Below are 25,551 nucleotides of genomic sequence, written 5' to 3'. Positions count from 1 at the left end.
GTCCCCTCCGCCGATCCCGACACCGTCGCCCGCCTGCAGCAAGAGACCGCCGAGGCCTGCTCCCTCCTGGCCCAGGGCTTGGACCTGGACGCCTCCCCCATCACCGACCTTTCCTCCCATCTCACCCGTGCCCAGCGGGGGGGTGTCCTCACCGCCACCGACCTGCTCGCCATCGCCCACGCCCTCACCGGCGTCCGCCAGGTCAAAACAACCCTCCTGCGCCAGCGCGAGGCTTGTCCCACCCTGGCCCGCATCGCCGAGGCCATCCCCGACCTGAAACCCTTGGAGGAGCGGCTTCTCTCCGCCCTCACCCCCCAGGGGCAGATCAGCGACGACGCCTCCCCGACTTTGCGCGCCCTACGCGCCGAAGCCCGCCAGGCCTACCAAGCCGTGGAGGAGGCCCTGGGGCGCATCGTCCACTCCCCCCTGGGACGCCACATCCTGCAGGAGCCCCTCATCACCCAGCGGGCGGGGCGCCCCGTGCTCCCCCTCAAGGCCGAGTTCCGCGGACGCCTCCCCGGCCTGGTGCACGATGTGTCGGAAAGCGGGGCTACCCTGTTCGTGGAGCCCCTCCCCATCGTCCCCCTCACCAACCGCTGGCGCGAGCGCCAGACAGCCGCCGAGCGAGAGGAGGAGCGCATCCTCCGCTCCCTGTCCCACGAGGTGGGCACCCAGGCCGAGGACATCGCCCGCGCCCTGGAGGCCTCGGCCCGCATTGACCTAGCCTTCGCCAAAGGCCGATGGGCACGCCACAGGGGAGCCATCCGCCCCGCCATCGCCGCGGGCCCGCGCCCTATGCTACGCCTGGTGGATGCCCGCCATCCCCTTCTCCCCAACCCCGTCCCCAACACCATCGAGGTGGGGGAGCAGTGGAGCATCCTCCTCATCACCGGCCCCAATGCCGGGGGAAAGACCGTAGCCCTCAAGACCGCCGGCCTCCTGGCCCTGCTCCACCAGTGTGGCATCCCCATCCCCGCGGGGGAAGGCTCCGTGCTCTCCGTGTTCGACCGCATCTACGCCGACATCGGCGACCAGCAGAGTATTGAGCGCTCCCTCTCCACCTTCTCCGCCCACCTCACCGCTGTGCGGGAGGCCCTGGAGGGAGCCACGTCCCGCAGCCTCGTCCTGCTGGACGAACTGGGGGCCAGCACCGACCCGGAAGAAGGCTCCGCCCTGGCCAAAGCCCTGCTGGTGGAGTTCCAACGCCGGGCAATCCTCCTCATCGCCACCACCCACCAACGAGAGGTGGCTGCCTTCGCCCAGGAACAGCCGGGGATGATGAACGCCAGCCTGGATCTAGACCCCACAACCCTCGCCCCCACCTATCGCCTCACCCTGGGGGTGCCCGGACGCTCCTGGGGCCTCACCATCGCCCGGCGTCTAGGCCTGCCCGAGAGTATCCTCCAGCGGGCACAAGCCTTCCTGTCGCCCGAGCGCCGCCGCCTGGAGGCGCTTCTAGCCCAAATGGAGCAGGAGCGACGCTCCCTGCGCCGGCGCCAGCAAGAGGTGGAGATGGCCCTGACCCAGGCCAATGCCCTCCGCCAGCGTCTCCAGGAGGAATTGGCCCGCTTGGAACAGGACAAGGCCCGTATCCTGGAGGACACCCGTCGCCAGGTGCAGCAGGAGGCCCAGGCCCTTCTCACGGCCCTTCAGGAGGCGCGCCGCACCCTGAAGACCCAGGAGACCTCTGCCCTCCGCCAGGCCATTCAGAGAGTCCAGGCCGTCCGCCGGGAGTTGCGGGCGGAGCGCTGGCAATCGCCCCAGCGTCGGGCCTTCCTTGCCGCCCTGCGTCCCGGGCTACAGGTATGGGTGCGGGGCTTCCCCCAGCCCGGCACTGTCCTCACCCCTCCCGACGCCCAGGGCGACCTGGAGGTGCAGGTAGGCTCCCTGCGCCTACGCACCAGTGTGGATGCCCTGGAACGGCACGCCGAGGAGGTACCCCTTCCCCCGTCTCTTACACGCCGGATGCACGCCTCCACTGCACCGCCCTCCGCACCCGCCCCACCGTCCCCTGCTTTGCCCACCGCCGAGGTAGATCTGCGGGGCCTGCGCACTGAGGAGGCCCTGCGTCGGCTGGACGCCTTCCTTGACAAGGCCGTTCTGGAGGGACATCGTTTGGTGCGGGTGGTGCACGGGGCAGGCACAGGGGCTTTGCGCACCGCCGTGCGGGAGCACCTCAAAACCCACCCCCTTTCCGCCTCGTGGAAGCCAGACACCACACGCCCCAACGACGGCGCAACTTTGGTAGAGTTAGCATAGCTTACCGTCTCAGGAGGAGCCTATGGCACCCAAGCGCACCTTTCCCGGGGTGAGTGCCCCGGGGAGTCGGTCTGCCCTGGCCGTGGAGAAAGGGGGCTTGGTGTGGGTCTCGGCCCTCACTGTCCGCCCAACTCCCGAAGGGGAACCCACCCCCGACCTGGTTACCCAAACGCAGGACATCTTCGCCCAGCTAGACTCCGTCCTGCGGTGGGCCGGGGCCAGCCGTCGGGATGTGGTGAAGACGGTAGACTACATTGTCCCCGCAGCCCTTGCCGACTACCGCACCACTGTAGAGGTGCGGCGCGCCTTTTGGGGGGACTACTTCCCCGCCGCCACGGGCGTTGTGATGGAGGCGCTTCCCCAGCGCGGAGCCCTCATCGCCGTGGAGGCCATAGTAGCCCTGGGACCCGAGGAACGCAGAGAAACCACCTGCGAGGACGAGCCCTCCCGTGTCCTCACCTTTCGGGCGGGAGTGGAGAAAGGGGGTATCCTCTGGCTCTCGGGCACGACGGGATATCGCCGCGATCCTTCGGGTGCCGAAACCTATCCACGCGATCTGGTAGAGCAGGCCAACCTCATTTATGTCAAACATCAGAGAAACTTGGAGGAGTTGGGCTACTCCTTTGCCCAAGTGGTCAAGACGGTGGACTACCTCACCGCTAGCGCCCTTCCCACCTATCGGCAGACGGCCGCTGTGCGTCGTCAATTGCTAGGCAAGGCCTTTCCCGCCTCCACGGGAGTTATTGTGCACCGCCTCCTGCGCCCCGAAGCCTTGCTGGAGGTGGACATGGTGGCCGTCAAGGGCCATCGGGAGGAGGTCAACCCCGGCTGGGACCGCTATCGGGAGTATACCTTCGTTCCTGGGGTGTTGGTGAACAACTTGCTGTTCCTATCGGGTTTTGGAGCGGTTCATCCCCACCGTCATGAGGTGGTAGGCGTGGGCAACCTGGCCATTCAAGCGGAGCAGTGTTACACCCAAGTGGCTATGGTGGTGGAAGAGGCTGGTGGCTCCTTAGAGGATGTGGTGAAAGTGGTAGAATACGTGACACCCCCTGCTGTGAGGGAGCGGGACCGCCTCGAAGAGGTGCGCAGGCAGTTCCTCCCCGATAGGGGGTATGCTCTGTCCCAGCCCGTCGTCCAACGCCTCCTCCGCCCCGAGATGCTCATAGAGGTGGAAGCCGTCGCCTGTCTGGGCTAATGGAACCGGGAGGTGGCGTGGCGTTGGAGCACACTCCTTCTGCCCCGCATTCCCGCCCAGCAAGGGGAAGTGCTGGCCGAGAACTCAGGGGCGCTGGGGAGGCGCTTGTGTACCGCGGGGGTAGCCCTGCCGCCGCTATGACGTCGCCTCTGCTACGCCTGGGGGCCTACTGCCGAGGGGACAGCAGCAACGGAGGTTATCCGCTTGTCAGCACTCACCAAGCCTATTAAACAGCGGGCCAACTTGTGCGGGTCGTGGCGGGTGCGCAGTGCTTCATCCACCACGTCAGCCTCTATATACACCCCCGAAAAACCGGGTGGCTTCTCGGGACGCACCGCCTCCTGGTGCCACTGGGGAGGTAAGGGGCGCACATTATCGTTGACCAGGAGATGCGTAACCTGCACACCTGTGTGCCCCTGAAACACCTGCAAATGGTCTGCCACGCTGAAACCGTCGGTCTCACCCGGCTGGGTGGCCACATTGCACACCAACACTTTCGGTGCACGGGCAGCGTTCACCGCGTCGGTGATACCTTGCACCAGGAAGTTGGGGATAAGGCTAGTGAAGAGGCTCCCCGGCCCTATGACGATCAGGTCGGCCTGGGCGATGGCCCGGAGGGCCAGGGGACTGGGAGGGGCATCCCGAGGCTCAAGCCACACCCGTTTGATACGCTTGCCGGTGTGTCCAAGATGGGACTCCCCTGTAAAGATCTCGCCATCTTCCGTTTCTGCCTTCAGCACCAGGTCGGGGCGCTCCGAGACCGGCACTACTCGCCCCCGCACCGCCAGAAGAGATGACGCCGATTCCAGCGCTTTCTCCAGGCTCCCCTCCATCTGGATAAGGGCTGCCAGAAGAAGATTGCCGAGGCTATGTCCCGCCAAGGACTCGCCCTTTTGGAAGCGGTAGCCCATAAGGCGCTCCATCACCGGCTCGGCTTCCGAAAGAGCGATCAAGCAGTTGCGGGCATCCCCAGGGGGCGGGATGCCCAGTTCGGCGCGGAGCCGTCCCGAACTTCCCCCATCGTCGGCAACAGTAACGATGGCCGTGATATGGGCGGTGTACTGTTTCAGACCCCGCAGGAGGGTGGATAAACCCGTTCCCCCCCCGATAGCCACCACCCGCGGGCCGCGGGACAACACGGCATCCGTATGAAGGGCTTCAATGAGGGAGACACCCTCCCGCCGCCGGCGCAGTTTACCCTCGACAATATGGTAGATACGCACGAGGGCGATGGTGACCAACACACAACCGATAGCGATGAACACACTCCCACGCCAGAGGGGCGGGAGGAACTTGAGGGTAAGGGTTTGTCCAATGGCCAACAGACGCGGGCTGATGGGGGTGGCGATAGCGAAACCAATGCCCAGCCCGATGCAGCCAACGCCCAAAACGCACAGCAGGAGCCAACGCTTCAACCCCAGGCCGGGTCGCAGGAAAGACCGTATCAGCCAGACCTTGTCGCTGCGTAGGGCGGCCACCTACAATGACACCTTTACGCCGAGGGCTTTCCGCCAGGCAGGGTACGGCCCCCGGACACCGCGCTAGACCACCTTGAATAACATTTCATCCTAAACCCGCCCTAGAGGCTTGTCAAGGAGGTCGCCCCCGCAGGAGCATTGGCGCGCGGGATATCTGTTGGAGGAGAGGTGGGCAAGCGGAGAACACCTGGTCAGCCCAGCTCTCCCACGCCTACGAAGTTCCCCAGCTCCCTGCAGTTGTGATTTGCAGTCAGGCTCGGGAGCAGCGATGCCCTCGGACGAAGGAGCAGGCTTGAAGAAGGTGAATAGACAGGGTTTATTGGAGCGGGAGAGGGGACTTGAACCCCCGACAACCTGCTTGGAAGGCAGGCACTCTACCCCTGAGTTACTCCCGCCCGTGTCTTTTATCCTAGCACGCCTCCCACGCACCTGTCCATCCGGCCGACTTCTCCCACGCCAGCCCTTTGGCTGGCCATAAGAACAACAAAACCCCATCGGATCCCCTATCCTTAGGGGGTGGAGAGCCGTTATAGCATTTAGGACAGCCTCCACCGAGGTGCCTCATGCAAAAAGAGGGGGCTGTCCATCGCCTGGACAGCCTTGTGGCTCAAGCCCAGAAAGGGGACACCCAGGCCTTTGCCCAGGTGTATGAGGAACTTTTTGACAGAGTGCTCCGCTATATGCTGTTGCGCGTGGGAGAACAGGCCGAGGCGGAAGACCTGACCCAAGAGGTGTTTACGCGGGTGTGGGAAAATCTCCCCCGCTATCAGCAGCGGGGGATGCCGTTTGCCGCGTGGGTATTCCGCATCGCTCGCAATCTGGTCACCGACCGGTACCGCCGGAGCGCCACCGCCGAGCACCTGCCCCTAGACGCTGTATTTGGCCTGGCCAGCACCGCCGACCCTGCTGAGGACGCCCTCATCACCCTGGATGCCCAACGCCTGCACAAAGCCCTGGCGCAGTTGACCGACCTGCAGCGCCAGGTGCTCTTATTACGCTTCGGGGCAGGCATGAGTATCCAGGAGACGGCCCAAGTCCTCCAAAAGAGCGAGGGAGCCATCAAGGCCCTGCAGCACGCTGGGGTGGAAAACCTGCGCAAACTCTTGACCGCAAAAATCCCTAGCGGAAACGCGCCATGAAACGAGACAAGGAACTACAGGAGGCTTTGAGCGATTGCCTAGACCGCCTCCTGCGGGGGGTGTCCGTGGAGGACTGTTTACGGCTTTACCCCTCCTTGGCTGCTGATTTGGCCCCCCTCCTGCAGGTGGCCTTCGCCTCCCTCAAGGCCACAGCGCACCTGCGCTCCACGCCCGAGATGCGCGCGCGCATTTTAGCCCAGGTGTTGGCTCAGCGCAGGGACGCCGCGCCCCGCAGGCGCTGGCTACCCCAGATTCTACGCCCGTGGCTCCTGGCTCCGACGGCGGCTGTGCTCCTTCTGGGAGCCTTTTGGGGCGTGTCCACCGCCTCGGCCAACAGTGCCCCAGGCGACGCCTTGTACCCCGTCAAGACCTTTAGGGAGCGTGTCTCCTTGGCTTTGGCCCGCTCCCCCGAAGCCAAAGCCCGCCTCGCTACCGCCCTGGCCCGTCAGCGGGCCGAAGAGATGGACAAGCTCATCTCCCGTGGGAAAGATGGCGAAGCCCTGGAGGGGCTTTTCCACCGCATGGCAGTCCACGCCCGGCAGGCCGCTGCCTACTGGGCAGACATCCCCACCGCCGACGAGGAGGCAACACAGGTGCCCTCGCAAACCGATCTGCCCCCAACACCCGCTGCGTTATCCCCCTCCCCACGCGCCATCCCTCTGCCCCCGGGGCGGGCTCGGCGGGAGGCCGTGCGTTTGGAAGTGCGCCGAGAGTTGCTGGAGCACCTGCAAGTCCGGGACGCCAGGTGGCAGGAGGCTTTGCGGCGTGCGCCGCCCCAGGCACGCCCAAGCCTGGAGCAGGCCTACCATCAGTGGCGGCAGCAGATTCAGGAGGTCCTGCAGGCCCTGGACAACCCTCCGCCCAGGCCCGTCCCTCCCCAGAGGCCCGGCCACCCTATTCCCCCCCGTCCACGCCCCTAGCCCCTCCAAGGGGTAGAAAGTGGCCTCATGCCAGGTGCCGAGGGTGGGATTTGAACCCACACGGGGCGGTGCCCCAGCGGATTTTAAGTCCGCCGCGTCTGCCGTTTCGCCACCTCGGCAATCCCCCTCTGCTATCATACTTTACACCAAGCCCTGCGCCATAGGGGAAACCATCCTAACCCAAGATGGGCTCAACCCCACCTTGACCTGCATCGCCCGCTGTCCCGTTACGGGCAACTGGGGTATCCTTTGCATTAAGCGGGGCATCGCCCTAACCCAGCGCTATATGGGAATACGACACGGCAGAGGCCACCCTTACCGTGTGCGAGGGGCTTTCTGTGACCCTTGGGAGCCATAGAAGGAGCATCCCGTCCGCGCCTCGGAGTCGGGACGGAAGGTTGGCGGCCCTCACAGCGGCCAGCCCTTGGCAGGGATGGGAGTCTATGGACGTGGGGAATGTCCCAGGACCATCCGGCGGGGGGATGAACACCCCAAGCCCACCGGGGGACTGCACCGTGTGCTGGACCGCTCCAGCCCTGCGGCTGAATACTTCTGCTTCTGCCCGACCAACTCCACCCTGCCGCCTAGGGAGGGGTGGATCGGCCAGACCCAGGAGCAGACAACACGTGGAAAACACGAACCTAGAGGCGACGGCCGGATTCGAACCGGCGAATAGAGGTTTTGCAGACCTCCGCCTTAGGCCTCTTGGCTACGTCGCCGTGTTGGTGCCCAGGGCGGGATTTGAACCCACACGGGGAAACCCCACGGCCCCCTCAAGACCGCGTGTCTACCAGTTCCACCACCTGGGCACGCCACGGGCGCAGGCACACACCACGCCCTTCCGCCATTATGGTATCTAACCTACCAGGGGGTGTCAATGGCCCCAGCCCACGCCCACCACACTTCACTCTCGGAACCTCCTATTTTCCTTCTCGCCACCACCAACCCGGGCAAGGTGCAGGAACTCCTCCCCATCCTCTCCCAAGCACCGTGCCGGTGGGTTACCCTGGCCGACCTGGGCATCACCACCGAGGTAAAGGAGACCGGCCACACCTGTGCCGAAAATGCCATCCTCAAGGCGCGCACCTATTGCCAAATGACCGGCCTCCCCACCCTTGCCGACGATTCCGGGTTAGAGGTAGACGCCCTGGGGGGTGAACCAGGGGCACGGGCCAAAGTCTACGCGGGGGAGAACGCCACCGACCCCCAACGCATCGCCTTCTTGCTCCAGAAACTGCAAGGGGTGCCCTGGGAACGGCGCACCGCACGCTTTCGCTCCGTCATCGCCCTTGCCTTCCCCGATGGACGCGTCTATGCTGTAGAGGGGACGCTGGAAGGTATTATCGCATTGGCACCTCACGGGACGGGCGGTTTCGGCTATGACCCCGTGTTCTACCTGCCCGACAGGGGCAAAACGGTGGCTCAGTTGAGCCTGGAGGAAAAAAACGCTATCAGCCACCGGGGGCAGGCGGCACGGAGGGCAGTGGCTCTGCTCCAGAAGATACTCGCCTCGGCGCATCCACAAGAAGACTAGGACAACGTCACTCCTATGCCCCAAACCCCAATGACCATCACCGACCGCTTCGGCAGGCCCCTGCGCGACCTGCGCCTCTCTGTTACCGACCGGTGCAACTTCCGCTGCCCCTTCTGCATGCCCCACGAGGCCCTGGGCTTCCGCTACCGCTTCCTCCCTAAAGAGGAGATACTTACATTTGAAGAGATCACCCGCCTCGTCCGCATTCTCGTCTCCCTGGGGGTGCGCAAAGTGCGCCTCACCGGGGGAGAGCCTCTCCTGCGCAATCAGATCGAGACCCTCATCGCCCACCTGGCCGGCATAGAGGGGCTGGAGGACCTGGCCCTGACCACCAACGGCTTTCTCCTGGCCCAGAAAGCCCAGGCCCTCAAGGACGCCGGCCTGAAGCGGGTTACCGTCAGCCTCCACTCCTTGGACCCCCAGGTCTTCGGCAGGATGAACGGGCGCGCCTTCGGCCCCCAACGCGTCATCGAGGGCATAGAAGAGGCCACTCGGGTGGGCCTGGGGCCTGTGAAGATCAATGTGGTGGTCCAGCGGGGCGTCAATGAGGACGAGGTGCTTGCCCTGGCCCGCTTCTGCAGAGAGCGGGGCTACATCATCCGCTTCATTGAATACATGGATGTGGGAAGCCTCAATCACTGGCGTGTGGATGATGTGGTCTCCGCCCAGGAGATTCTCCAGCGCATCCACGCCGTCTTCCCCCTGGAGCCTCTGCCCCGAGGCTATGGAGACACCGCCCTGCGCTACCGCTATCGGGACGGGGGCGGGGAGATAGGCATCATCGCCTCGGTTACCCAACCTTTTTGTGGCGACTGCACCCGTCTGCGCCTATCCGCCGAGGGGAAGGCGTATACCTGCCTGTTCGCCACAGAGGGCTATGACCTGAAGAGCCCCCTACGCGCCGGGGCATCGGACGACGACCTACGCCAGCACATCATAGCCCTCTGGAGCCAGCGGGCAGACCGCTATTCCGAAGAGCGGAGCACCCATCCCGCTCGCCCCGGGCGCAAGGTAGAGATGTTCCAAGTGGGAGGGTAAATGGACACACAGCCCCCGAGCGGCCGGGTTATGGCTGTCTGCCTGCGCCCGACCAGTGGAATTCCCAAGTTTCCACAACCCGCCATTACCCTCACCAATCAGGGGGTGGAGGGCGACTGGCACGCTGGCCCCGTCAACAAGCATAAGAAGCGGGGCGACCCCGAACCCAACTGGCGGCAGGTCAGTGTTGTGGCCCAGGAGGTCTATACCGACCTAGAGGAGGCGCTGGGCATCCGCCTTCAGGCGGGCGCTTTTGGGGAGAACATCCTGGTAGAGGGGCTAGGCGACCTCTCCGGCCTGAAGCCTGGGGACCGTCTGCACCTGGGCGCGGAGGCTGTAATAGAAGTAACCCAGCAGAACCGCCCCTGTGCAACCCTCCAAGTGCACCACCCCGACATCGTGGGCATGGTCGTGGGGCGGCGGGGGGTTGTGGGAGTAGTCCTCCGCCCGGGTGTGGTACGCCCTGGGGATAGGGTGTGGGTGGAAAGACCCACCGCCTAGCCATCGCCCTCCGTGCGCAGAAAAACACAAGCGTCAGGCGAAGGCCTGGCGCTCGTGTGTGTCGAGGGGGAAAGCAGGGGGTCTACGCCTTGCCGATGCGGAACACCTTGGTGCCACAGGAGGGGCACACCCCCTGAATCGCCGGGCGCTTGTTCCGCAGCGTTACCTGCGTGGCGTTGCGAATGGTAACCTTCTTGCGACACTTGAAGCAATAGGCCTCGGCCATACTTCACCTCCTTGCGGTTGCTTTTGCCCTGAAGGTAGAACTCCTTCCTCTGCTATGTCAATAGGAATGACCGTCAGAAAAACAAGCCATTAGTCTTTTTTGAGATGATAGTACGCCGTTCACGCAACGAAAATAGGATATCCACAACCTCATAAGATGCAAAACGCCTTCATTTATGCCCATACGAAGCATCACGAAGCCTTCCGTTTTTATGGTCAAGTAGACCCTTACTTTTTCCATCGCGGGAATAGGGGCCAAAATGCCCTCTTGCGCAGGCCAAACAGACCCGAAATTTGCCCTCAATCGCCCTTGACGCGGGGCTAAACCCTTGTCTAAACTCACGCTGATACCACGCGCCCCCAGAGGGTACTGGTGAGGCGCCGGAAGAGTGTAGATAAGGAGGCTGCCATGCCCTACTTGCGCTCATCTCCCCCTGCCCATGCCGAGCGGGAGCGCTCTCCCACACCACCTGACGAGGGAGAATGGACCACCGTGGGGATCCGGGAGCCGCGTGAAGGCACCCTGCGGCGCAGCCGTGGTGTGGAGGAGACCTCCGCTCCCGACGGGAAGGGGCAGACTGCTACCCCGACCGACACTCGCCCCATCCTTACCCCCCTTCGCCGTGGCGAGGTGGGCACCGACCTCTACCATGCCCACGAACACGGCTCCTGGTCTTGGGAGCGATGGGGGCAATCCTCGGAGCAGCTCCTCAAGCGGGTCGCTCGCGATTTAGAGATGTTCCATTGGGGCGGTATTGGCTTATTGGTGGGGCTGGTGGTAGCAGGTATTCCCGCCTTTGACTTCGGCTTCGAGCGCTACCCCTTCGTGGTGGCTCAGCCCCTCGGTGCCTTGGTAGGAGCCCTCATCGGCTCCGGCCTGGTGTGGCTGCGCTGGCACAAGCAGGAGAGCGGCTCCTAGTGCCCCCCAGCCCACAGGGGCATAGGCCCCCTCCACCAGGGACACTGCCGCTTGTGCTCCGGCTCTGCTATGCTGAGAGACACAGGGGCGCGTCCCGCAGGAGGTGGCCTATGCCCCAGCCGGAGCGCATCTACAACTACATCGCCGGCCAGTGGCTCCCCGCCGCCAGCGAGGCCACTCTGGAAGACCGCTCCCCCCACGACTGGCGACAGGTGCTGAGCATCTTCCCCCGCTCCCAGAAGGAGGATGCGCACAAAGCGGTGGCGGCAGCACGGGAGGCCTTCCCCGCATGGCGGCGCCTCTCCCGCATCAAGCGGGCCGAGTTCCTGGACGCCGTCGCCCAGATGGTCAAACGCGACCAGGAGACCCTCGCCCTTCTGATGGCCCAGGAGTGCGGCAAGCCCCTCGTGGAGTGCCGTGCCGATGTGGTGGAGGGCCTGCACACCCTTCAATACTGGTTCGGTCGGGCGCGCATGCCCCTGGGGGATGTGCTGGCCTCGGAGATAGCCGAGAAGGACAGTTACGCCCTGCGCAAACCGAAGGGGGTGGTGGTGTGCATTACCCCCTGGAACTTCCCCTTTGCCATCCCTTTGTGGCTCATCTGCCCCTCCCTTATGGAGGGCAACACTGTCATCCTTAAACCCGCCGAAGAGACACCCCTGCTGGCCCAACGCATCGTTCAGTACTTCCACGAGGCCGGCCTGCCCCCGGGGGTGCTGAACCTGGTGCACGGGTATGGGGAGGAGGCGGGCTGGCCCCTGGTGGTGCACCCGGAGACCGATGTGGTTCTGTTCACCGGCTCCTACCAAGTCGGTTCCCTTATACGGCAAGAGACAGCCAAACACCCCCATAAGTTTGCCGTGTGCGAGATGGGGGGCAAGAACGCCATGATCATTTTTGAGGACTGCGACTTTGACCTCACGGTCAACGCCGCTATTATGGCCGCCTTCCGCACCTCCGGGCAACGCTGTGTGTCGGCGTCCCGTCTGTTCGTGCAAGAGAGCATGATGGAGCGCTTCACCCAGGCCTTTGTGGAAAAGGCCCGCCGCCTGCGCATCGGCGACCCCACTCGGGAGGACACCTTCATCGGCCCCCTGATTACCCCCCAGGCGCGGGAGAAGGTGGAGGGGTATAATCGCCTCGCCCGCGAGGAGGGTGCCCAGGTACTACTTGAGGTGGGCCGTCCCTCGGACAGCGCCCTGCAATACGGCAACTACATCGGCCCCTTCATTTACCAGATGACCCACGACAGCCGCAAGCGGGTGTTACGGGAGGAGGTGTTCGGCCCCCATGTGGCCCTTATCCCCTTCATTGACGCCGAGGATGCCGTCCGTAAGTATAACGATGCCGACTACGCCTTCGCCCTAGCCGTATGCACCCGGGACTATCGCACACAGCGCTTCATCCGCGAGGAGTGTGAGTTCGGTGTGGGTTATGTCAACTTACCTACTATCGGAGCGGAGGTGCACCTGCCTTTTGGGGGCCTCCGCCGCAGTGGGACGGGCATGCCCTCCGCCTCGGCCCTGGCCGATGCCGTTACCCATCGGGTCGCCTGGACGGTCAACCACGGCACGGAAATCCGCATGGCCCAGGGCTTGACCAGCCAGGTGCCTTAGCAACCCATGCGCACTCAATCGGGTGTCCTTGCCCTCTGGCGCGATCTGCCCCGCCGCCTGCCCTTTTATTACGGATGGGTTGTGGTGGCGTGTGTGGCGGCGGCGCTGGTGGCCCGACAAGGGGCCTCGGTAGCGGTGCTATCGGTGTTCGTGAAGCCTATGGGGGACGCCTTCGGATGGTCGCGCGCCCAGTTATCGGGGGCGGTATCGGTGGGCAACATCGTGGGGGCCCTCACGGCACCCATCTGGGGGCGCTGGGCCGACCGGGCGGGTGCGCAAGGGGTGCTTATCCTCAGCGTGCTGTTGGTAGGCGTAGGTGCCATCGCCCTGTCCCAGGTCTCCACCTTGTGGGGGTTCTATGTAGCCTATGGAATGGCACGCCTGGCCTTCGCCTCCACGGTAGAAATCGGGGCCAACACCGCCATTGCCACCTGGTTCATTCGGCGGCGGGCTGTGGCCACAGCGGTCGCCAACTTCTTGGGGGGATTGGCGCAAGGGGCCTTGCCCATTATCGTGCAGGCGGTTATCGGGTGGCGGGATTGGCGCGCCGGATGGCTGGCCGTGGCGGGGGTGGCCATGGGGGTGGGACTGCTCCCTAACGCCGTGCTGGTGCGTCGCCGTCCCGAGGATGTGGGCCTGGCGCCCGATGGTGTGCGCTCGCCTACGACAACAGGGGCCTCTCCTATGCAGGCCCCCCGTCCCGCCGGGGAGGTCTCCTTCACCCTGCGTGATGCCCTGCGCACCCCCACCTTGTGGATTCTCGCCTCCTTTACCGGCATCGCCTTCCTAGTGCAGGCGGGGGTAAGCCTCCACCAGGCTCCCCACCTGATGCAGAGGGGAATACCTCCTGTGCTGGCGGCGGGTATGGTGAGCGGGTTCGGCTTCGCCTCCTCCACCTCCAACCTGCTCTGGGGATTGGCGGCGTCCCGCTGGCCTATTCGCTATGTGTTGGTGGCCACAACGGCGGTCATGGTGGCAGGGGTAAGCATGCTCTTCATCGCCCGCCACCCAGTCCAAGGGTTTGCAGGCACCATCCTCTTCGGGGCAGGTGTGGGGGGACTGCTTACCTTGGTGCCCGTGGCTTGGGCCAACTACTATGGGAGGGCCAACTTGGGCACCATCCGGGGGGTTACCCTGCCTGTGCAGGTGGGGGGCCAGGCTATGGGGCCTCTCCTCATCGGGGCGCTCTATGACTGGCGCCAGTCGTATGAGGTGGCCTTACTGGTGGCGGGCGCACTGGCCGCTTTAGCGGGGTGCTTAGCCCTGTTAGCGCGCCCCCCACGCCTCACTGGAGCCACCACAAGAGAGCGGTGAGCGTTACCATGCTGGCCAGGCTACTAACCACCACAGCATGGACCAGCAGGTTGGCATCCAAGCGAAACTGGGTGGCGTAGATAGTTACGAACACGGGTGTGGGCATGGCCGCCAACACCACCATCACCTTGCCCGCCAGCCCCTCCAGTCCTAGCGCCCGCACCAGCACCAGGGCCACCCCCACCGATACCCCCAGCCGCAGGACCAGCGACGCCCCCAGCGCCTTCCACGGGGGGCGTCCCCACGCCGTGCCCAACTGCAGGCCCAGCACAATGAGCATAGCGGGGATGGTCGCCTGAGACAAAAAACGTGTGCTTGCGAGGATGGGCTGGGGAACAGACACATCGGTCAGGTTGGCGAGCAGGCCCAGCACCGCCCCGTATAGGATGGGCATGCGTAACACCTGCCCCAACGCCTGGCGAGGGTTGGCCTCCCCCCGTGCGGCCAGGTATATCCCTAAGGTATTGCCCAGAGTCGCCTCCACAATAAAGAACACCAATGCCAGCGCCAGCCCCTCCTCCCCAAAGGCCAGCAGGGCCACCGACAGCCCCATGTTGCCCGCATTCATAAAGACCACGGTGAGCAAAAAACTGCTCTCCCCCACCCGGTCCAGGCGCAGGAGGCGAGCCACCCCCCACCCCAGCACATACATCACTCCAATGAGGAGGATGGTGAACAGAGCGATGCGCCCCAGAAGGGGCATCTCCATAGTGGTGGTGGCCAGATTGTAGAAGGCCAGGCCGGGGCCGAAGGCATACAGCACCACCTGCCCCAGGGGGCCTGGGTTCAGGCGCAGGACGCGCTGGAGCGCCAGCCCCACCCCCGCCACCAGGAAGACGGGGAGCACCACATTCAGGAAAACCGTCAGGACCGGCACGCCAGGCCCGTCCCCCTAAACCGACGGCAAGGGCAGGGGGATGGCCTGGCCCGTCTGGGCGGAGCGGATAACCGCCTCGGTGAACTCCATATAGCGAACGCCGTCCTCAAAGGTGGTCAGTTTCACCTTCTCTTTGCCGCGGATGGCGTTGATGAACTCCTCCTCCACCCGCCAGCGGCCGGCCTTTTCGGGAGGAATGGGAATTTCTTGCAAGGCCTTATCGCCCCGGCGCCCACCGTAGAGGGTCAAGCTTTCCGCATCCAGCAGCAGCGTCCCCTCGCTCCCGAACAGCCACACCTCGGTGCGGGGGGCCAGGCCCGTCACGGCGCTGAACCGCATGTGTCCCTGCGCCCCACACACAAACTCACACACAATGTCCACATGGTCCGGCACCTCCACCGCCCGCAGGATGCCCTCGGCATCGCGCCGTTGCTTCACCACCACCTTAGTCATAGCCATGACCTTGCTGGCGGGGCCGATCCAGCGCATGATTGCCTCATACCAGATGCCCATGTTCAGGGTGTTATATCCGCTGACGGTGCGGTCCTGGCGCCAGTGGAGGGGGCTGGTGCGGTCCACAAAGGTGGGTGCACACGCCCGTAGCTCCAACGCCAGGATTTCTCCCAGGAAACCCTCGGCGATCAGGTCTTGTACCGTGCGGTCAACCTTGAAGGTATAGGGAGAAGGGACAACCTGGGTAACCAGGTGGGGGTTCCTGCGGGACGCCTCCAGCATTATCCGCGCCTCCCGGGCGTTCATGGCCATGCGCGCCTCGGTGAGCACATGCTTGCCCGCCTCCAGGGCAGCCAAGGTGACAGGGCAATGCATATAGGGCCAGGTGCCGATGCACACGGCATCTATCTCGGGAGAGCGCACCAACTCCAACCAGTCCTCGTAGATTTTGGGGATGCCGAACTCCCGTGCCACCCGCTCGCTGGACTCCCGCGTGCGGTTACAGACGCTCACAATCTCCACGCCGGGGATGGCGCGAAAGCCAGGGATGTGGCGCACGCGGGTGTTGTTGCCTGCTCCCACGATACCGATGCGCACCGGTTGCTCTGCCATACCTCTCCTTTCAGTGTGCTTGGCTGGAATATCACGGAAAAGGGTAGCAAGGGCCACCGCCTGGAGCAAGGGGCAGACCCCCCCTCGCTGCCCGACCCATGCGCCGTCCCCCCCCATTTCCCGATAGGCACCTCGAGGACGGGCCTTTTCCCCAGGGCGGACTTTTGCTATCATACCCCAGGTGCGCACGCAGGTGCGTCGGGAGCAGGAGGGCTTATGCCAGCCTATGCCGTCATTGGGGGCCAGTGGGGGGACGAAGGCAAGGGCAAGGTGGTGGACTACCTGGCCCGCGATATGCACATCGTGGCCCGCTACTCCGGGGGGAATAACGCCGGCCATACGGTGATGACCGATAAGGGCCAGTTCGCCTTCCACCTGGTGCCCTCGGGCATCTTCTGGCCCCAGGTAACCTGTGTCATAGGCAACGGGGTGGTCATAGACCCCGAGGTGCTCTTGCAAGAAATAGAGGGCTTGGAGAAGCAGGGCGTGGAGACCCGTCGCCTCCAGGTCAGCGACCGCGCCCATCTGATTATGCCCTACCACATCCTCCTGGACAGGCTGGAGGAGGAGGCCCGGGGCAAGGGGGCCATTGGCACCACAGGCAAGGGGGTAGGCCCGGCGTATGTGGACAAGGCCGGGCGTATGGGCATCCGCGTGGGCGACCTGTTGGACCTGGAAGCCCTCCTGCCGCGTTTGAAGGTCGTCTTGGAACAGAAAAACCGCATCATCACCCGGGTCTACGGGGCAGAGCCCTTCGCTTTGGAGACTGTCTACGCCCAGTGTCGTCGGTGGGCAGAGCGCCTGCGCCCCTTCATCGCCCCGGTGGAGGTGACGGTGCGGGAGGCCCTGGCCAAAGGCCACCGCATCCTGCTGGAGGGGGCCCAGGGCTCTCTGCTAGACCTGGATCACGGCACTTACCCCTTCGTGACCTCCTCGTATCCGACCGTCGGAGGGGCGTGCATTGGGCTTGGCCTCCCTCCCAGTGCCATCCACGGCGTCCTCGGGGTTTACAAGGCGTATACCACCCGTGTGGGGGGTGGCCCTTTGCCCACCGAACTCACCGACGCCACGGGGGACGCCATCCGCGAGCGTGCATGGGAATACGGGACCACCACCGGCCGCCCCCGCAGGTGTGGGTGGTTTGACGCCGTGGCTGCCCGCTACTCGGCCATGGTCAATGGAGTAAACATGGCCGTGCTCACACGCCTGGATGTCTTGGACGGCTTCCATCCCGTTCGTATCTGCGTGGCCTATCGGCTCAACGGCAAAGTGGTAGACCACTTCCCCAGTAGCACCGCCCTGTTGGCCCGCTGCACCCCTATCTATGAGGACCTCCCCGGCTGGGACCGCCCCACCGCCGGGCTGACCCGCTGGGAGGACCTCCCCCCCGAAGCCCAGCGCTACGCCAAGCGCCTGGAGGACCTGCTGGGGTGTCCCCTGGCCCTCATCTCCACCGGCCCCCGTCGCCACGAGACCATTGAACTGCGGCGCATTACTGCGTAGCACACGGAAAGGAGGTAGGATATGCGCCTGGCATTGGTCAACGACTTCCGACCCGCCCTGGTGGTCGGGGATAGGGTTTACCCCATCCCGGGTGCCCCCGGCACCCGCGACCCGTACCGAGCCCAGGAGCGGATGGCCCGCCTGATCGCCGAGTTCCCGCGACGGCGTTCCCAACTGGAGGCCCACCTGCGGCGCGTCCAGGCCAATCCCGAGCGGGCTATCCCCCTCGAGAAGGCCCGCCTACGGGCGCCCCTCCCCCGCCCCTCTAAAATCATCTGCGCCGCAGTCAACTATCTGGAGAACGGCCAGCGCCCCCCTGCCGAGCAGGACTGCTTTCTGAAGGCTCCCACCTCGGTCATCGGGCCGGGGGAAACGGTGGTGCTCCCCAACGCCCAGGCCACCATCTTCCACCACGAGGCCGAACTGGGAGTGGTGATTGGCAAGCGGGCCTTCCACGTTCCGCCCGAACGGGCGATGGACTATGTCTTTGGCTATACCTGCTTCATGGACATCTCAGCGCGCGGCCTCAACCCCAACGGACGCAACAGTTTCTTCCTGGGCAAGTCGTGGGACACCTTTGGCCCTATGGGGCCATGGATCGTGACCGCTGACGAAGTGCCTGACCCCCATAACCTGCAAGTGCGCCTCTGGGTGGACGACCAACCCCGCCACGACTACAACACCAGCGACATGGCCCACAAAATCCCCGCCCTTATCGCCTTCGCCTCGTGGGTGTGCACCCTCGAGCCGGGGGATATCATCGCCTGCGGCACCAACCACCAAGGCATTGGCCCCGTGCAGGACGGCGAAACGGTAACTATGGAAATTGAGCGCATCGGGCGCTTCTCGGTGCAGGTGAAGGACCCCCTCAAGCGTTCCTGGCCTAAAGCCATTGATGCGGAGTTCGCCCGCCGCGTCGTGGCCGAGGCCGTCCGCCGCTAGCAGAACACGACGCCCAACCCTAGGGGAGGGGCAGGCCCCCTCCCCTTTTTCACTCGTAGCGTAGGGCCTGTATAGGGTCTAGCCCAGCAGCCCGTCGTGCCGGGTAGAGACCGAAGAAGAGACCCACCGCCAGGCTCACCCCCACGGCCAGGAACACCACATCGGGGGCCACATAGGCGCGCAAGTTCTGGCCCCCAATGGAGAACCGCTCCATCAGGCGGGCCAAGCCATATCCCAGGCCCGTCCCCATTATCCCGCCCATCAACCCCAAGGCGGCCGACTCGAACAGGAACTGCAGGAGAATGTCCCGCCGGCGCGCCCCTACCGCCTTGCGGATACCAATCTCGCGGGTGCGCTCGGTAACCGATACCAGCATGATGTTCATAATGCCGATACCCCCCACCAAGAGGGAGATGCCGGCGATGGCCCCCAGAAACAGGGTGAAGGCGTTGGTTATTTGCGTGAGGGCGTTGAGCACATCCTGCTGGCTCACAATCGTAAAGGCCTCGGCGTTGCCTTGGAAGCGGGCCAACAGGGCCTCGCTCACCTCTTGGCGCGCCTGCTCCATGAGGGCATCGGAGCGGGCCTGCACATAGATGAGGTCCACCGCTATCCCCCCGCGGGTGCTGCGCCGCACCTGCAGGCGTTGCACAGCCGTCTTCAACGGCACCACCACCGTATCGTCCTCTATGGTGAAGCCTGTGCCCCCACGGGGGGCGAGCACCCCCAGCACTCGGAAGGGTCGACGGTTGATGTAGACCGTCTTCCCAATAGGGTCGTCGTCGGGGAACAGTTGGGCGGCGATGTTGGCCCCCAGCACCGCCACCATCGCCCCGGTAAGGGCGTGCTCCTCCCCGAGGAAGGAGCCGCTGGCCATCTGGAGGTTGCGCACCTCCAGATACTGGGGGAGTGTGCCCACAATTTGCCCACGGGCATTCAGAGGGCCGTTCACGATTTGGCCGAAGAAGGAGACCCGTGGCACCGCCGCCTGCACAGAGGGCAAGTCAGCCAAGGCCTCGGCATCCTCGGTGGTAAGGGAGGCCAGCGTGGCCGCCCCCGCCACCCGCCCCACCGTGGCCTGCCCCGGCGTGACAAAGAGCAAGTTGCTCCCGATGCCCTGAATCTGTTCGGTAACGGTCTGGCGTGCCCCGCGCCCGATGGACATCAGGGCGATGACCGCCCCCACACCGATGACAATGCCCAGCAGAGTCAGGGCTGAGCGCAGGCGATTGACAGTGAGGGCACGGAAAGCGGTGAGGAGGCTATCCCACAGCGTCATGCCTCTCCCTTCGCTCGTCCACGATGCGCCCGTCCCGCATCACAACGATGCGCTCGGCCCAGCGGGCGATATCCGGCTCGTGGGTCACGATGACCACCGTCATCCCCTCCTGTTGGAGGTGGCGAAACAGGCTCATGATTTCGTGGCTGGTCTGGGTGTCCAGGTTGCCTGTAGGCTCATCGGCCAAGATGAGCGAGGGGTTATTCACCAAAGCGCGGGCGATGGCCACACGCTGCTGCTCCCCGCCGGAGAGTTGGGTGGGCCGATGGCCCAGGCGTTCCCCCAGTCCCACCCGCTCCAGAGCGGTAACCGCCCTCTGGCGGCGTCCCCGCACCACCCCGGCATAGAGCAACGGCAACTCCACATTCTCCAAGGCCGTCGCTCGCGGCAGCAGGTTGTAGGCCTGGAAGACGAAGCCGATTTTGCGATTGCGCAGGCGGGCAAGGGCAGTCTCCCCGAGACGGTGCACCTCCTGCCCCTCCAGGAGATAGCGTCCAGAGGTGGGGCGATCCAACAGCCCCATAATATGCATCAAAGTGCTTTTGCCGGAGCCGCTGGGCCCCATAATGGCCACCATCTCCCCTGGGGAGATAGAGAGGTCTATCCCCCGTAGGGCCCGCACCTCCACGGTGCCCATGCGGTAGACCCGCTCCACGCCTAGCAGTTGGACAATCGGCTCCATCGGCTTCACCGCACCCGCAAGCCCCCCGGCCCCATCCCCTGCCCGAAGGGGGGCTGAAGCGTGCGGGAGGAGGACGTGGTGGTAGGCACCACGACCGTCTCCCCTTCCTGAAGGCCCGCAATAATTTCTACCCCTTGGTCACCCGTAAGGCCCACCGTGACCTCCCGCAGAGCGCGCTTCCCGTCAGGGAGGACCACCTCCACCACCCGCTTGCCTCCCTCGGTTCGCACCGCCCGTGCGGGCACCACAAGGACGCCCTCCTTCTGCTGGATGATGATGCGGGCACTGACGGTCATGCCCTCCCGCAGACCTAGGGCCAGGAAACCCAGCCCCGCCGCCTCGGCGGGAGCCCCTATCCCGCCAGGACGCTGACCGAAGCGCGGGCCGGCACCACCTCCTGGTACCCCACCCTGCCCCCCTGGCTGGGGACGCTGCCCCGCACCAGTCTGGGCACTGGCACCAGAGGCCTGGTCCGCCTGGGGCGCTGTGAGTGCTAGGGTCACTTCGTAGGAGACAACCCCCTGCTGGACACGGGCCACCGGCGACAGGGCCACCACCCGCCCCCGCAAAGGCACAGGCCCTAGAGCTTCAATGGTAACCTGTGCCTCTTGCCCCACGCGCAAGCGTGCAATATCGGTCTCGTCCACGGCAGCGTTGATCTCCACCTGGGAAGGGTCCACCACCACAACGGCGATGGTGGAAGCACTCATAGGCATCCCCACCTCCGCCTGCACCTGGGCCACCACACCAGCGAAGGGGGCCTTGAGGGTGGCGTTCTCCAGACGCTGCTGGGCCTGGGCCAAGGACGCCTTGGCAACTTCCACTTGCAGGCGCCGAGCCTCGAGCGTAAGGGGGTCAGGGCCTTTCAGCAGTTTATCGAGTTCGTCCTGAGCGGAAGCCAAAGACGCCCGTGCCGCCGCCACCTGGGCCGCCCGCTGGAGCAGAATGGCGTCGGAACTTTCACGGATTCGGGCCAAGTCCGCCTCCGCCTGGGCCAAAACAGCCTGGGCTGTTGCCAACGCCTTCTCCTTGGCCGTGATATCCACAGGGTCGGGGCGTTTCTTGGCCAGGTCCTCCTCTGCCTGCTTCAGCATCGCCCGGGCGGTAGCCAAAGCCTTCTCTTTAGCGGCGATGTCCAGGGGGTCGGGCTTCATCTTGGCCAGGTCCTCCTCCGCCTGCTTCAGCACTGCCTGCGCCGTCGCCAACGCCTTCTCCCGCACATCCACCTCTAGAGGGTCGGGCTGCTTCAGCATATCGGCCAGGCGTTTCTCGGCATCGGAGAGGTTCTGTCGGGCAGTGGTTACCGCATCCCGTGCCCGCTGAAGGGCGTTCTCGGCGTTGAGGAGGTTGCGCTCGGCCTGGGCACGGAGCACTTCCAGGTTGTTTCGGCTACTGACCAGGGTATTCCACGCCTGCATCACCGTGAAGTCCACACCCGAAGGCTGCACACCAAGCATCGTCCATGGGGGCACGGAGGTATCCACCGCCAGCAAATTGCGATAGGTGCGCAAAAAGGTCTGGGCGTAGGTGCGCTCGTGGGCTTCCACTTGGTTCTGGGCATCCTGGAGGCGATTGGCCCAGTCCTTACGTGTGATCTCCACATCCATGTCAGCCGTCTGGAGCGCGCGCTGGGCAGACACCAAAGCGGAGCGGGCTAAATCCACATTCTCCTGTGCGCGGGCGATATCCTCGGGGGTATAGGGTTGGCGAGCCTTGTCTAGAGCCTCCTGGGCCCGTTGCACCCCTAACCGGGCGTCCGCAACCCGCTGCTGGGCACGGGCCACATCTTCCGCTGTGAAAGGCTGACGGGCCTTATCCAGAGCCTCCTGGGCCCGTTGCACAGCCACCCGTGCCTCGGCGACCCGTTGCTCGGCTTGGGCGATCTCCAGCGTTGGGCGGCGCGCCACCTCCAGCGCATCCTGCGCCCGCTGCACACCCAGACGCGCCTCTGCCACTCTTTGCTCCGCCTGGGCAATGTCCAAAAAAGTTTGGTTTTGGGCCTTGGTGTATGCCTCCTGGGCGCTGGCGAGGTTGGCTTTGGCCGTTTCCACGGCGGCGCGCGCCTGTGCGATGCGCACCTCACTAAAACTGTCCTGATAGTCCTGGAGGGATTTTTGAGCGTTGGTCACGTCCTGCTGGGCACGCAAAAGAGCCGTGTGGAGGTCTTGGGTGTCCAGACGGGCGAGCACCTCCCCCGCGCTCACCTGTTGCCCCACCCGCACCCGCACCTCGCTTACCGTGCCAGCCGAACCGAAAGAGAGTTTCGCCACACGGGGGAAAACGGTGTTCCCTGCAGCCACCACACTCACCTGCAAGGTGTCCCTCCGCACCGTGTCGGTGCGCACGCTGGTGCTCTGAGCGCTTTGAGCCGAGCGGCAGGCGGTCAACAAAAGCAAAGACGAGGCGATGCCCAGACACCCGAGAAGCCAGGGCCTCAACACTGTCCACCTCCGGGGATCCATAAAGAGTAAAACGATTAGAGCGGCACAAGGTTAGCCAGCATTCACCCAAGTCATCGCCTTCTCCCACCCCTTTTCCAGAACTAGGAGCACACCGTCCACCGCCCGCTCCACTGCCTGGGTGATGCGCTCCTCCTCGCCAGGGGGAAACGGGGCCAGCACGAAGGCTGCCGGGTCCATATCAGGAGGAGGACGCCCGATGCCAATGCGCAGGCGCGGAAGAGCTTCACTGCCCACAGCCATGATAACCGATGCCAATCCCTTGTGTCCCCCTGCACTGCCCTTGAGGCGCAGACGCAGTTTCCCCAGAGGAAGGTCCATATCGTCGCAGACCACTACCAGTTCTCGGGAGGGGTCTAAGGCGAAAAGACGCACAACTTGGGCGACAGCCCGCCCGCTCTGGTTCATATATGTGCGGGGACGCACCAGAACCAAGTCTCCACCAGGGGACTGCCCCCGAGCAAGAAAGGCACTAGGAAGCTCACGTCGCCAGGCTATGCCGAGACGCCGCGCCACGCTCTCCACACAGCGCCGGCCGATGTTGTGGCGCGTGGCCGCGTACTGGGGCCCGGGGTTGCCCAACCCCACCACCACCAGACGCCTCCCCATTGCACGCCCTCCTATCCCTGGGATGCACGCAGGATGCGCCGCAACAGATCCACCACTTGGGGTGTCAGCACACGGATGAGGGGAGACAAATCGGCCAGTTGCACCACCTGAATGAGCCGTTCTACCGCATCCCGCCCCGGAGTCTTGAGGGCTTGTTGAATGGCGCTGACCGAAAGACGTTGGCATCGCTCCTGCAGAGCACTTTGCAAACGCTTCTCCAGGCGTTCTGCCTCGTCAATTGGGGAGCGATCGCCCAAGACCAAACGGCAGTGCCAGCAGTAGGGGAGGGATTCCACCGGCACCCGCTCCTCGGTCAGGGGGCAGGGCTGAAGGCGTGGGCGCAGTGCCTCCACCTCTTGGCGCAGGCCAGGCTCAGTGGGCGGACCCAGTTCTGGGAGGCTATTCAACGCGTCTAACGCCTCCAGGCCCGTCCCCAGAAGGCGCAGATGCTCTCCGGTCTCCCGCATCCGCTGGCGCATCTCCTTGTGGTACTCCCTGTAAAGGGAGCGATACCGCGCCTGGAACCGTTGGAAAGCCTCCCGCACCTGCGCCCAGCGGTGGGGAGCCTGGGCCAAACCCGGTATATCCCCTATTTGGATCACCAGGAGCTGCCTCTCCAGGGCCATCTCGGCATACTCCGGGGGAAGGACAGCTTGCTCCAAAAAGGCCTGAGCGTGACGGGCCTCTTGCACCACCGCAAGGGCGGTCTCTACACTCTCCACTTCCCGGAGCGCCTCCCGCAATCGCATCGGGCCGAGACGCTCCTCTTGGAGGAAGGTATACACCCCCGCCGGGTCTGTTTGAGCCACCCGCCCCAAAAGGGCGACCGCGTCCTGCTGGGCAGAAGTGGGGGTCCACACGGACCGCACCTCTTCCAGGCTCCGCTCCAGGCGCAAAAGGCGCGCCCGCAGGGCAGTCAGCGCCCCCTCCAGTGCCCGCACCCCCTCCTCAGGCAAGAGTGGGGCCAGCGAGACGCCGTTAGCCTCCAGAAGGGGCCCCATATGAGCCACCACCTCTTCTGCTGAGGGGGTGCCCAGACCCTCCAGCCGGCCGAGCGCTTCCACCAATCCCTCATTCCACACCACCTCTCGCACCAGGGCTGGGGTCAGGCGGGAGAGTTCAGCCCGCCGTCCCTGAGCCAAAACAACGGAGCGTGTGCTCTGCAAACGCAGGCTGCGAGGCGGCCATCCGAAGGCGAGGAGGGCCCCCACCCATATCCACCCCAACCACCAGGGCACTCCCCGCTCTTGCTCCCAGCGGATGAAAAGGGGAAGCAGGTCTGGTGCGGAGGGGGCTTCTGCTTCACGGAGCAAGGCCATAACCCCGTCCCTCTGGGGGGGTGCACCCCGCTCCACACCCAGCCCCGGCCCAAACACCTCTAACACCTCCAGCGCCGCCGCCGTCGGCCAGGGGGAGAGGAGGGCCTCCCACAGGAGGGGAGCGTCTGCCGAGCGCAAGGGACGGGACCACCCCCTCCCATCCCATAGGGCCTCGCCCCAGCGCTGTAACAAAGCGCTCGCCAGAGCCTGCACCCACCCCTCAGGGTCAGGGATGCGGAACACCTGCGCACCCTCGAGGGAAGCGGGCCATACCCCCCCGCGTTGGTAAAGGGCTGAGAGTTCCCGGAGCATGGTAAGACGCACATCGCGCTCCTTGGCATCTATCTCGTTGGGGGCGGTCAAACTCTCCAGGTAACGGGCCCGAGCCTCCCGCACTACGCGCACCTGGCGGTGCAGGCGGTACAAAGCCGACTCCACGGGGCGCTCCGGCCAACACACCGCCACCCCGGGGGGGACAGAGGAGGGTAGATACGCACCGAGGGGAGTTAGACAGAAGACCACTCGGAAGAAGCGCCCGCGGGGCAACGGGCGAGCCACAGCCTCCTCCCACTGACGCACAGCCCATACCTCGCCAGGGTACACAATCCCCTCCCACACCGCCTCCCGCACCAGGGGTCCGTGGGCCACTGCTGATCCGATGACGGGTAACTCCAT

At 64.8% G+C, this 25,551-nt stretch carries 21 protein-coding genes and 4 tRNA genes; 12 read left to right on the top strand and 13 right to left on the bottom strand.

Annotated elements, in window-relative coordinates; translation table 11 throughout:
- A partial coding sequence (locus NZ951_03645) for a Smr/MutS family protein (GenBank protein MCS7207013.1) occupies positions 1 to 2,259 on the top strand: 2,259 nt, incomplete at its 5' end.
- 22 nt (positions 2,260 to 2,281) lie between these two features.
- Positions 2,282 to 3,457: a Rid family hydrolase gene (locus NZ951_03640; protein MCS7207012.1), complete on the top strand. Its 1,176-nt coding sequence runs from the start codon at positions 2,282 to 2,284 to the stop codon at positions 3,455 to 3,457.
- Between the two features lie 152 nt (positions 3,458 to 3,609).
- On the opposite strand, the gene NZ951_03635 is transcribed toward NZ951_03640, so the two are convergent.
- Positions 3,610 to 4,935 carry a YvcK family protein gene (locus tag NZ951_03635; protein ID MCS7207011.1) on the bottom strand — a complete coding sequence of 442 codons (1,326 nt, stop codon included), beginning with the start codon at positions 4,933 to 4,935 and terminating at the stop codon, positions 3,610 to 3,612.
- 320 nt (positions 4,936 to 5,255) lie between these two features.
- Positions 5,256 to 5,330, bottom strand: a tRNA-Gly gene (locus NZ951_03630).
- Between the two features lie 168 nt (positions 5,331 to 5,498).
- Between NZ951_03630 and NZ951_03625 the strand changes: the two genes are divergently transcribed.
- Together NZ951_03625 and NZ951_03620 are read left to right on the top strand one after the other, a co-directional pair.
- Complete coding sequence (locus tag NZ951_03625) at positions 5,499 to 6,074, top strand: sigma-70 family RNA polymerase sigma factor (protein MCS7207010.1); 576 nt, start codon at positions 5,499 to 5,501, stop codon at positions 6,072 to 6,074.
- Positions 6,071 to 6,994: a DUF5667 domain-containing protein gene (locus NZ951_03620; protein ID MCS7207009.1), complete on the top strand. Its 924-nt coding sequence runs from the start codon at positions 6,071 to 6,073 to the stop codon at positions 6,992 to 6,994. The genes NZ951_03625 and NZ951_03620 overlap by 4 nt, the downstream gene beginning before the upstream one ends.
- 35 nt (positions 6,995 to 7,029) lie before the next feature.
- Here NZ951_03620 and NZ951_03615 read toward each other — a convergent pair.
- The 3 genes from NZ951_03615 to NZ951_03605 all read right to left on the bottom strand — a co-directional run bounded on the left by NZ951_03615 (position 7,030) and on the right by NZ951_03605 (position 7,803).
- A tRNA-Leu gene (locus tag NZ951_03615) sits at positions 7,030 to 7,113 on the bottom strand.
- 526 nt (positions 7,114 to 7,639) lie between these two features.
- Positions 7,640 to 7,713, bottom strand: a tRNA-Cys gene (locus NZ951_03610).
- A 4-nt stretch (positions 7,714 to 7,717) separates the two neighbouring features.
- Positions 7,718 to 7,803: transfer RNA gene (locus NZ951_03605), tRNA-Leu, on the bottom strand.
- Between the two features lie 68 nt (positions 7,804 to 7,871).
- On the opposite strand from NZ951_03605, the gene rdgB reads away from it, so the two are divergent.
- The 3 genes from rdgB to NZ951_03590 are packed head-to-tail and all read left to right on the top strand — an operon-like array spanning position 7,872 to position 10,067.
- Positions 7,872 to 8,528 (top strand): RdgB/HAM1 family non-canonical purine NTP pyrophosphatase, encoded by a 657-nt coding sequence (gene rdgB / locus NZ951_03600; protein MCS7207008.1) that lies wholly within the window; start codon positions 7,872 to 7,874, stop codon positions 8,526 to 8,528.
- A gap of 15 nt (positions 8,529 to 8,543) precedes the next feature.
- A complete protein-coding gene (gene moaA, locus NZ951_03595) occupies positions 8,544 to 9,566 on the top strand; it encodes a GTP 3',8-cyclase MoaA (protein ID MCS7207007.1) in 1,023 nt (340 codons plus the stop codon).
- Positions 9,567 to 10,067, top strand: coding sequence for an MOSC domain-containing protein (locus NZ951_03590; protein ID MCS7207006.1), 501 nt, complete (start codon positions 9,567 to 9,569; stop codon positions 10,065 to 10,067).
- Between the two features lie 82 nt (positions 10,068 to 10,149).
- Here the strand turns inward: NZ951_03590 and NZ951_03585 are convergent, their stop codons facing one another.
- Positions 10,150 to 10,293, bottom strand: coding sequence for a DUF5679 domain-containing protein (locus tag NZ951_03585; protein ID MCS7207005.1), 144 nt, complete (start codon positions 10,291 to 10,293; stop codon positions 10,150 to 10,152).
- Between the two features lie 408 nt (positions 10,294 to 10,701).
- On the opposite strand from NZ951_03585, the gene NZ951_03580 reads away from it, so the two are divergent.
- The 3 genes from NZ951_03580 (at position 10,702) to NZ951_03570 (ending at position 14,141) form a co-directional block, all read left to right on the top strand.
- Positions 10,702 to 11,211, top strand: coding sequence for a hypothetical protein (locus tag NZ951_03580; GenBank protein ID MCS7207004.1), 510 nt, complete (start codon positions 10,702 to 10,704; stop codon positions 11,209 to 11,211).
- Positions 11,212 to 11,321: 110 nt separating this feature from the next.
- Positions 11,322 to 12,827 (top strand): aldehyde dehydrogenase family protein, encoded by a 1,506-nt coding sequence (locus tag NZ951_03575; GenBank protein MCS7207003.1) that lies wholly within the window; start codon positions 11,322 to 11,324, stop codon positions 12,825 to 12,827.
- Between the two features lie 6 nt (positions 12,828 to 12,833).
- Positions 12,834 to 14,141 carry an MFS transporter gene (locus tag NZ951_03570; protein MCS7207002.1) on the top strand — a complete coding sequence of 436 codons (1,308 nt, stop codon included), beginning with the start codon at positions 12,834 to 12,836 and terminating at the stop codon, positions 14,139 to 14,141.
- Here NZ951_03570 and NZ951_03565 read toward each other — a convergent pair.
- Together NZ951_03565 and NZ951_03560 are read right to left on the bottom strand one after the other, a co-directional pair.
- The gene (locus NZ951_03565) at positions 14,113 to 15,018 is read right to left on the bottom strand and encodes an AEC family transporter (GenBank protein ID MCS7207001.1); all 906 of its coding nucleotides are present in this window, start codon (positions 15,016 to 15,018) and stop codon (positions 14,113 to 14,115) included. The two genes, NZ951_03570 and NZ951_03565, sit on opposite strands and share 29 nt — an antisense overlap.
- A gap of 15 nt (positions 15,019 to 15,033) precedes the next feature.
- On the bottom strand, positions 15,034 to 16,083 hold the full coding sequence (locus tag NZ951_03560) for a Gfo/Idh/MocA family oxidoreductase (GenBank protein ID MCS7207000.1): 1,050 nt from the start codon (positions 16,081 to 16,083) through the stop codon (positions 15,034 to 15,036).
- Between the two features lie 216 nt (positions 16,084 to 16,299).
- Here NZ951_03560 and NZ951_03555 point away from each other — a divergent pair, with 216 nt between their 5' ends.
- Positions 16,300 to 17,586, top strand: coding sequence for an adenylosuccinate synthase (locus tag NZ951_03555; GenBank protein MCS7206999.1), 1,287 nt, complete (start codon positions 16,300 to 16,302; stop codon positions 17,584 to 17,586).
- 219 nt (positions 17,587 to 17,805) lie between these two features.
- Positions 17,806 to 18,528: a fumarylacetoacetate hydrolase family protein gene (locus NZ951_03550; GenBank protein MCS7206998.1), complete on the top strand. Its 723-nt coding sequence runs from the start codon at positions 17,806 to 17,808 to the stop codon at positions 18,526 to 18,528.
- 49 nt (positions 18,529 to 18,577) lie between these two features.
- Here the strand turns inward: NZ951_03550 and NZ951_03545 are convergent, their stop codons facing one another.
- From NZ951_03545 to NZ951_03525, 5 genes are read right to left on the bottom strand one after another with little or no spacing between them, the layout of a single operon-like run.
- On the bottom strand, positions 18,578 to 19,807 hold the full coding sequence (locus NZ951_03545; protein ID MCS7206997.1) for an ABC transporter permease: 1,230 nt from the start codon (positions 19,805 to 19,807) through the stop codon (positions 18,578 to 18,580).
- Positions 19,791 to 20,480 (bottom strand): ABC transporter ATP-binding protein, encoded by a 690-nt coding sequence (locus NZ951_03540; GenBank protein MCS7206996.1) that lies wholly within the window; start codon positions 20,478 to 20,480, stop codon positions 19,791 to 19,793. Before NZ951_03540 ends, NZ951_03545 begins: the two co-directional genes overlap by 17 nt.
- Before the next feature lie 14 nt (positions 20,481 to 20,494).
- Entirely contained in the window at positions 20,495 to 22,927 is a 2,433-nt protein-coding gene (locus tag NZ951_03535; GenBank protein ID MCS7206995.1) for an HlyD family efflux transporter periplasmic adaptor subunit, read from the bottom strand.
- A gap of 54 nt (positions 22,928 to 22,981) precedes the next feature.
- Positions 22,982 to 23,557, bottom strand: coding sequence for an aminoacyl-tRNA hydrolase (gene pth / locus NZ951_03530; GenBank protein ID MCS7206994.1), 576 nt, complete (start codon positions 23,555 to 23,557; stop codon positions 22,982 to 22,984).
- Positions 23,558 to 23,568: 11 nt separating this feature from the next.
- Positions 23,569 to 25,551, bottom strand: a complete 1,983-nt coding sequence (locus NZ951_03525) for a hypothetical protein (GenBank protein MCS7206993.1) — start codon at positions 25,549 to 25,551, stop codon at positions 23,569 to 23,571.

It is taken from the genome of Dehalococcoidia bacterium, from assembly GCA_025060295.1.
In the GTDB taxonomy this organism is placed as follows: domain Bacteria; phylum Chloroflexota; class Dehalococcoidia; order Lucifugimonadales; family HRBIN23; genus HRBIN23.
Note: the sequence above shows the minus strand (reverse complement) of the source record. Positions and strands in the feature narration are given on the sequence as shown.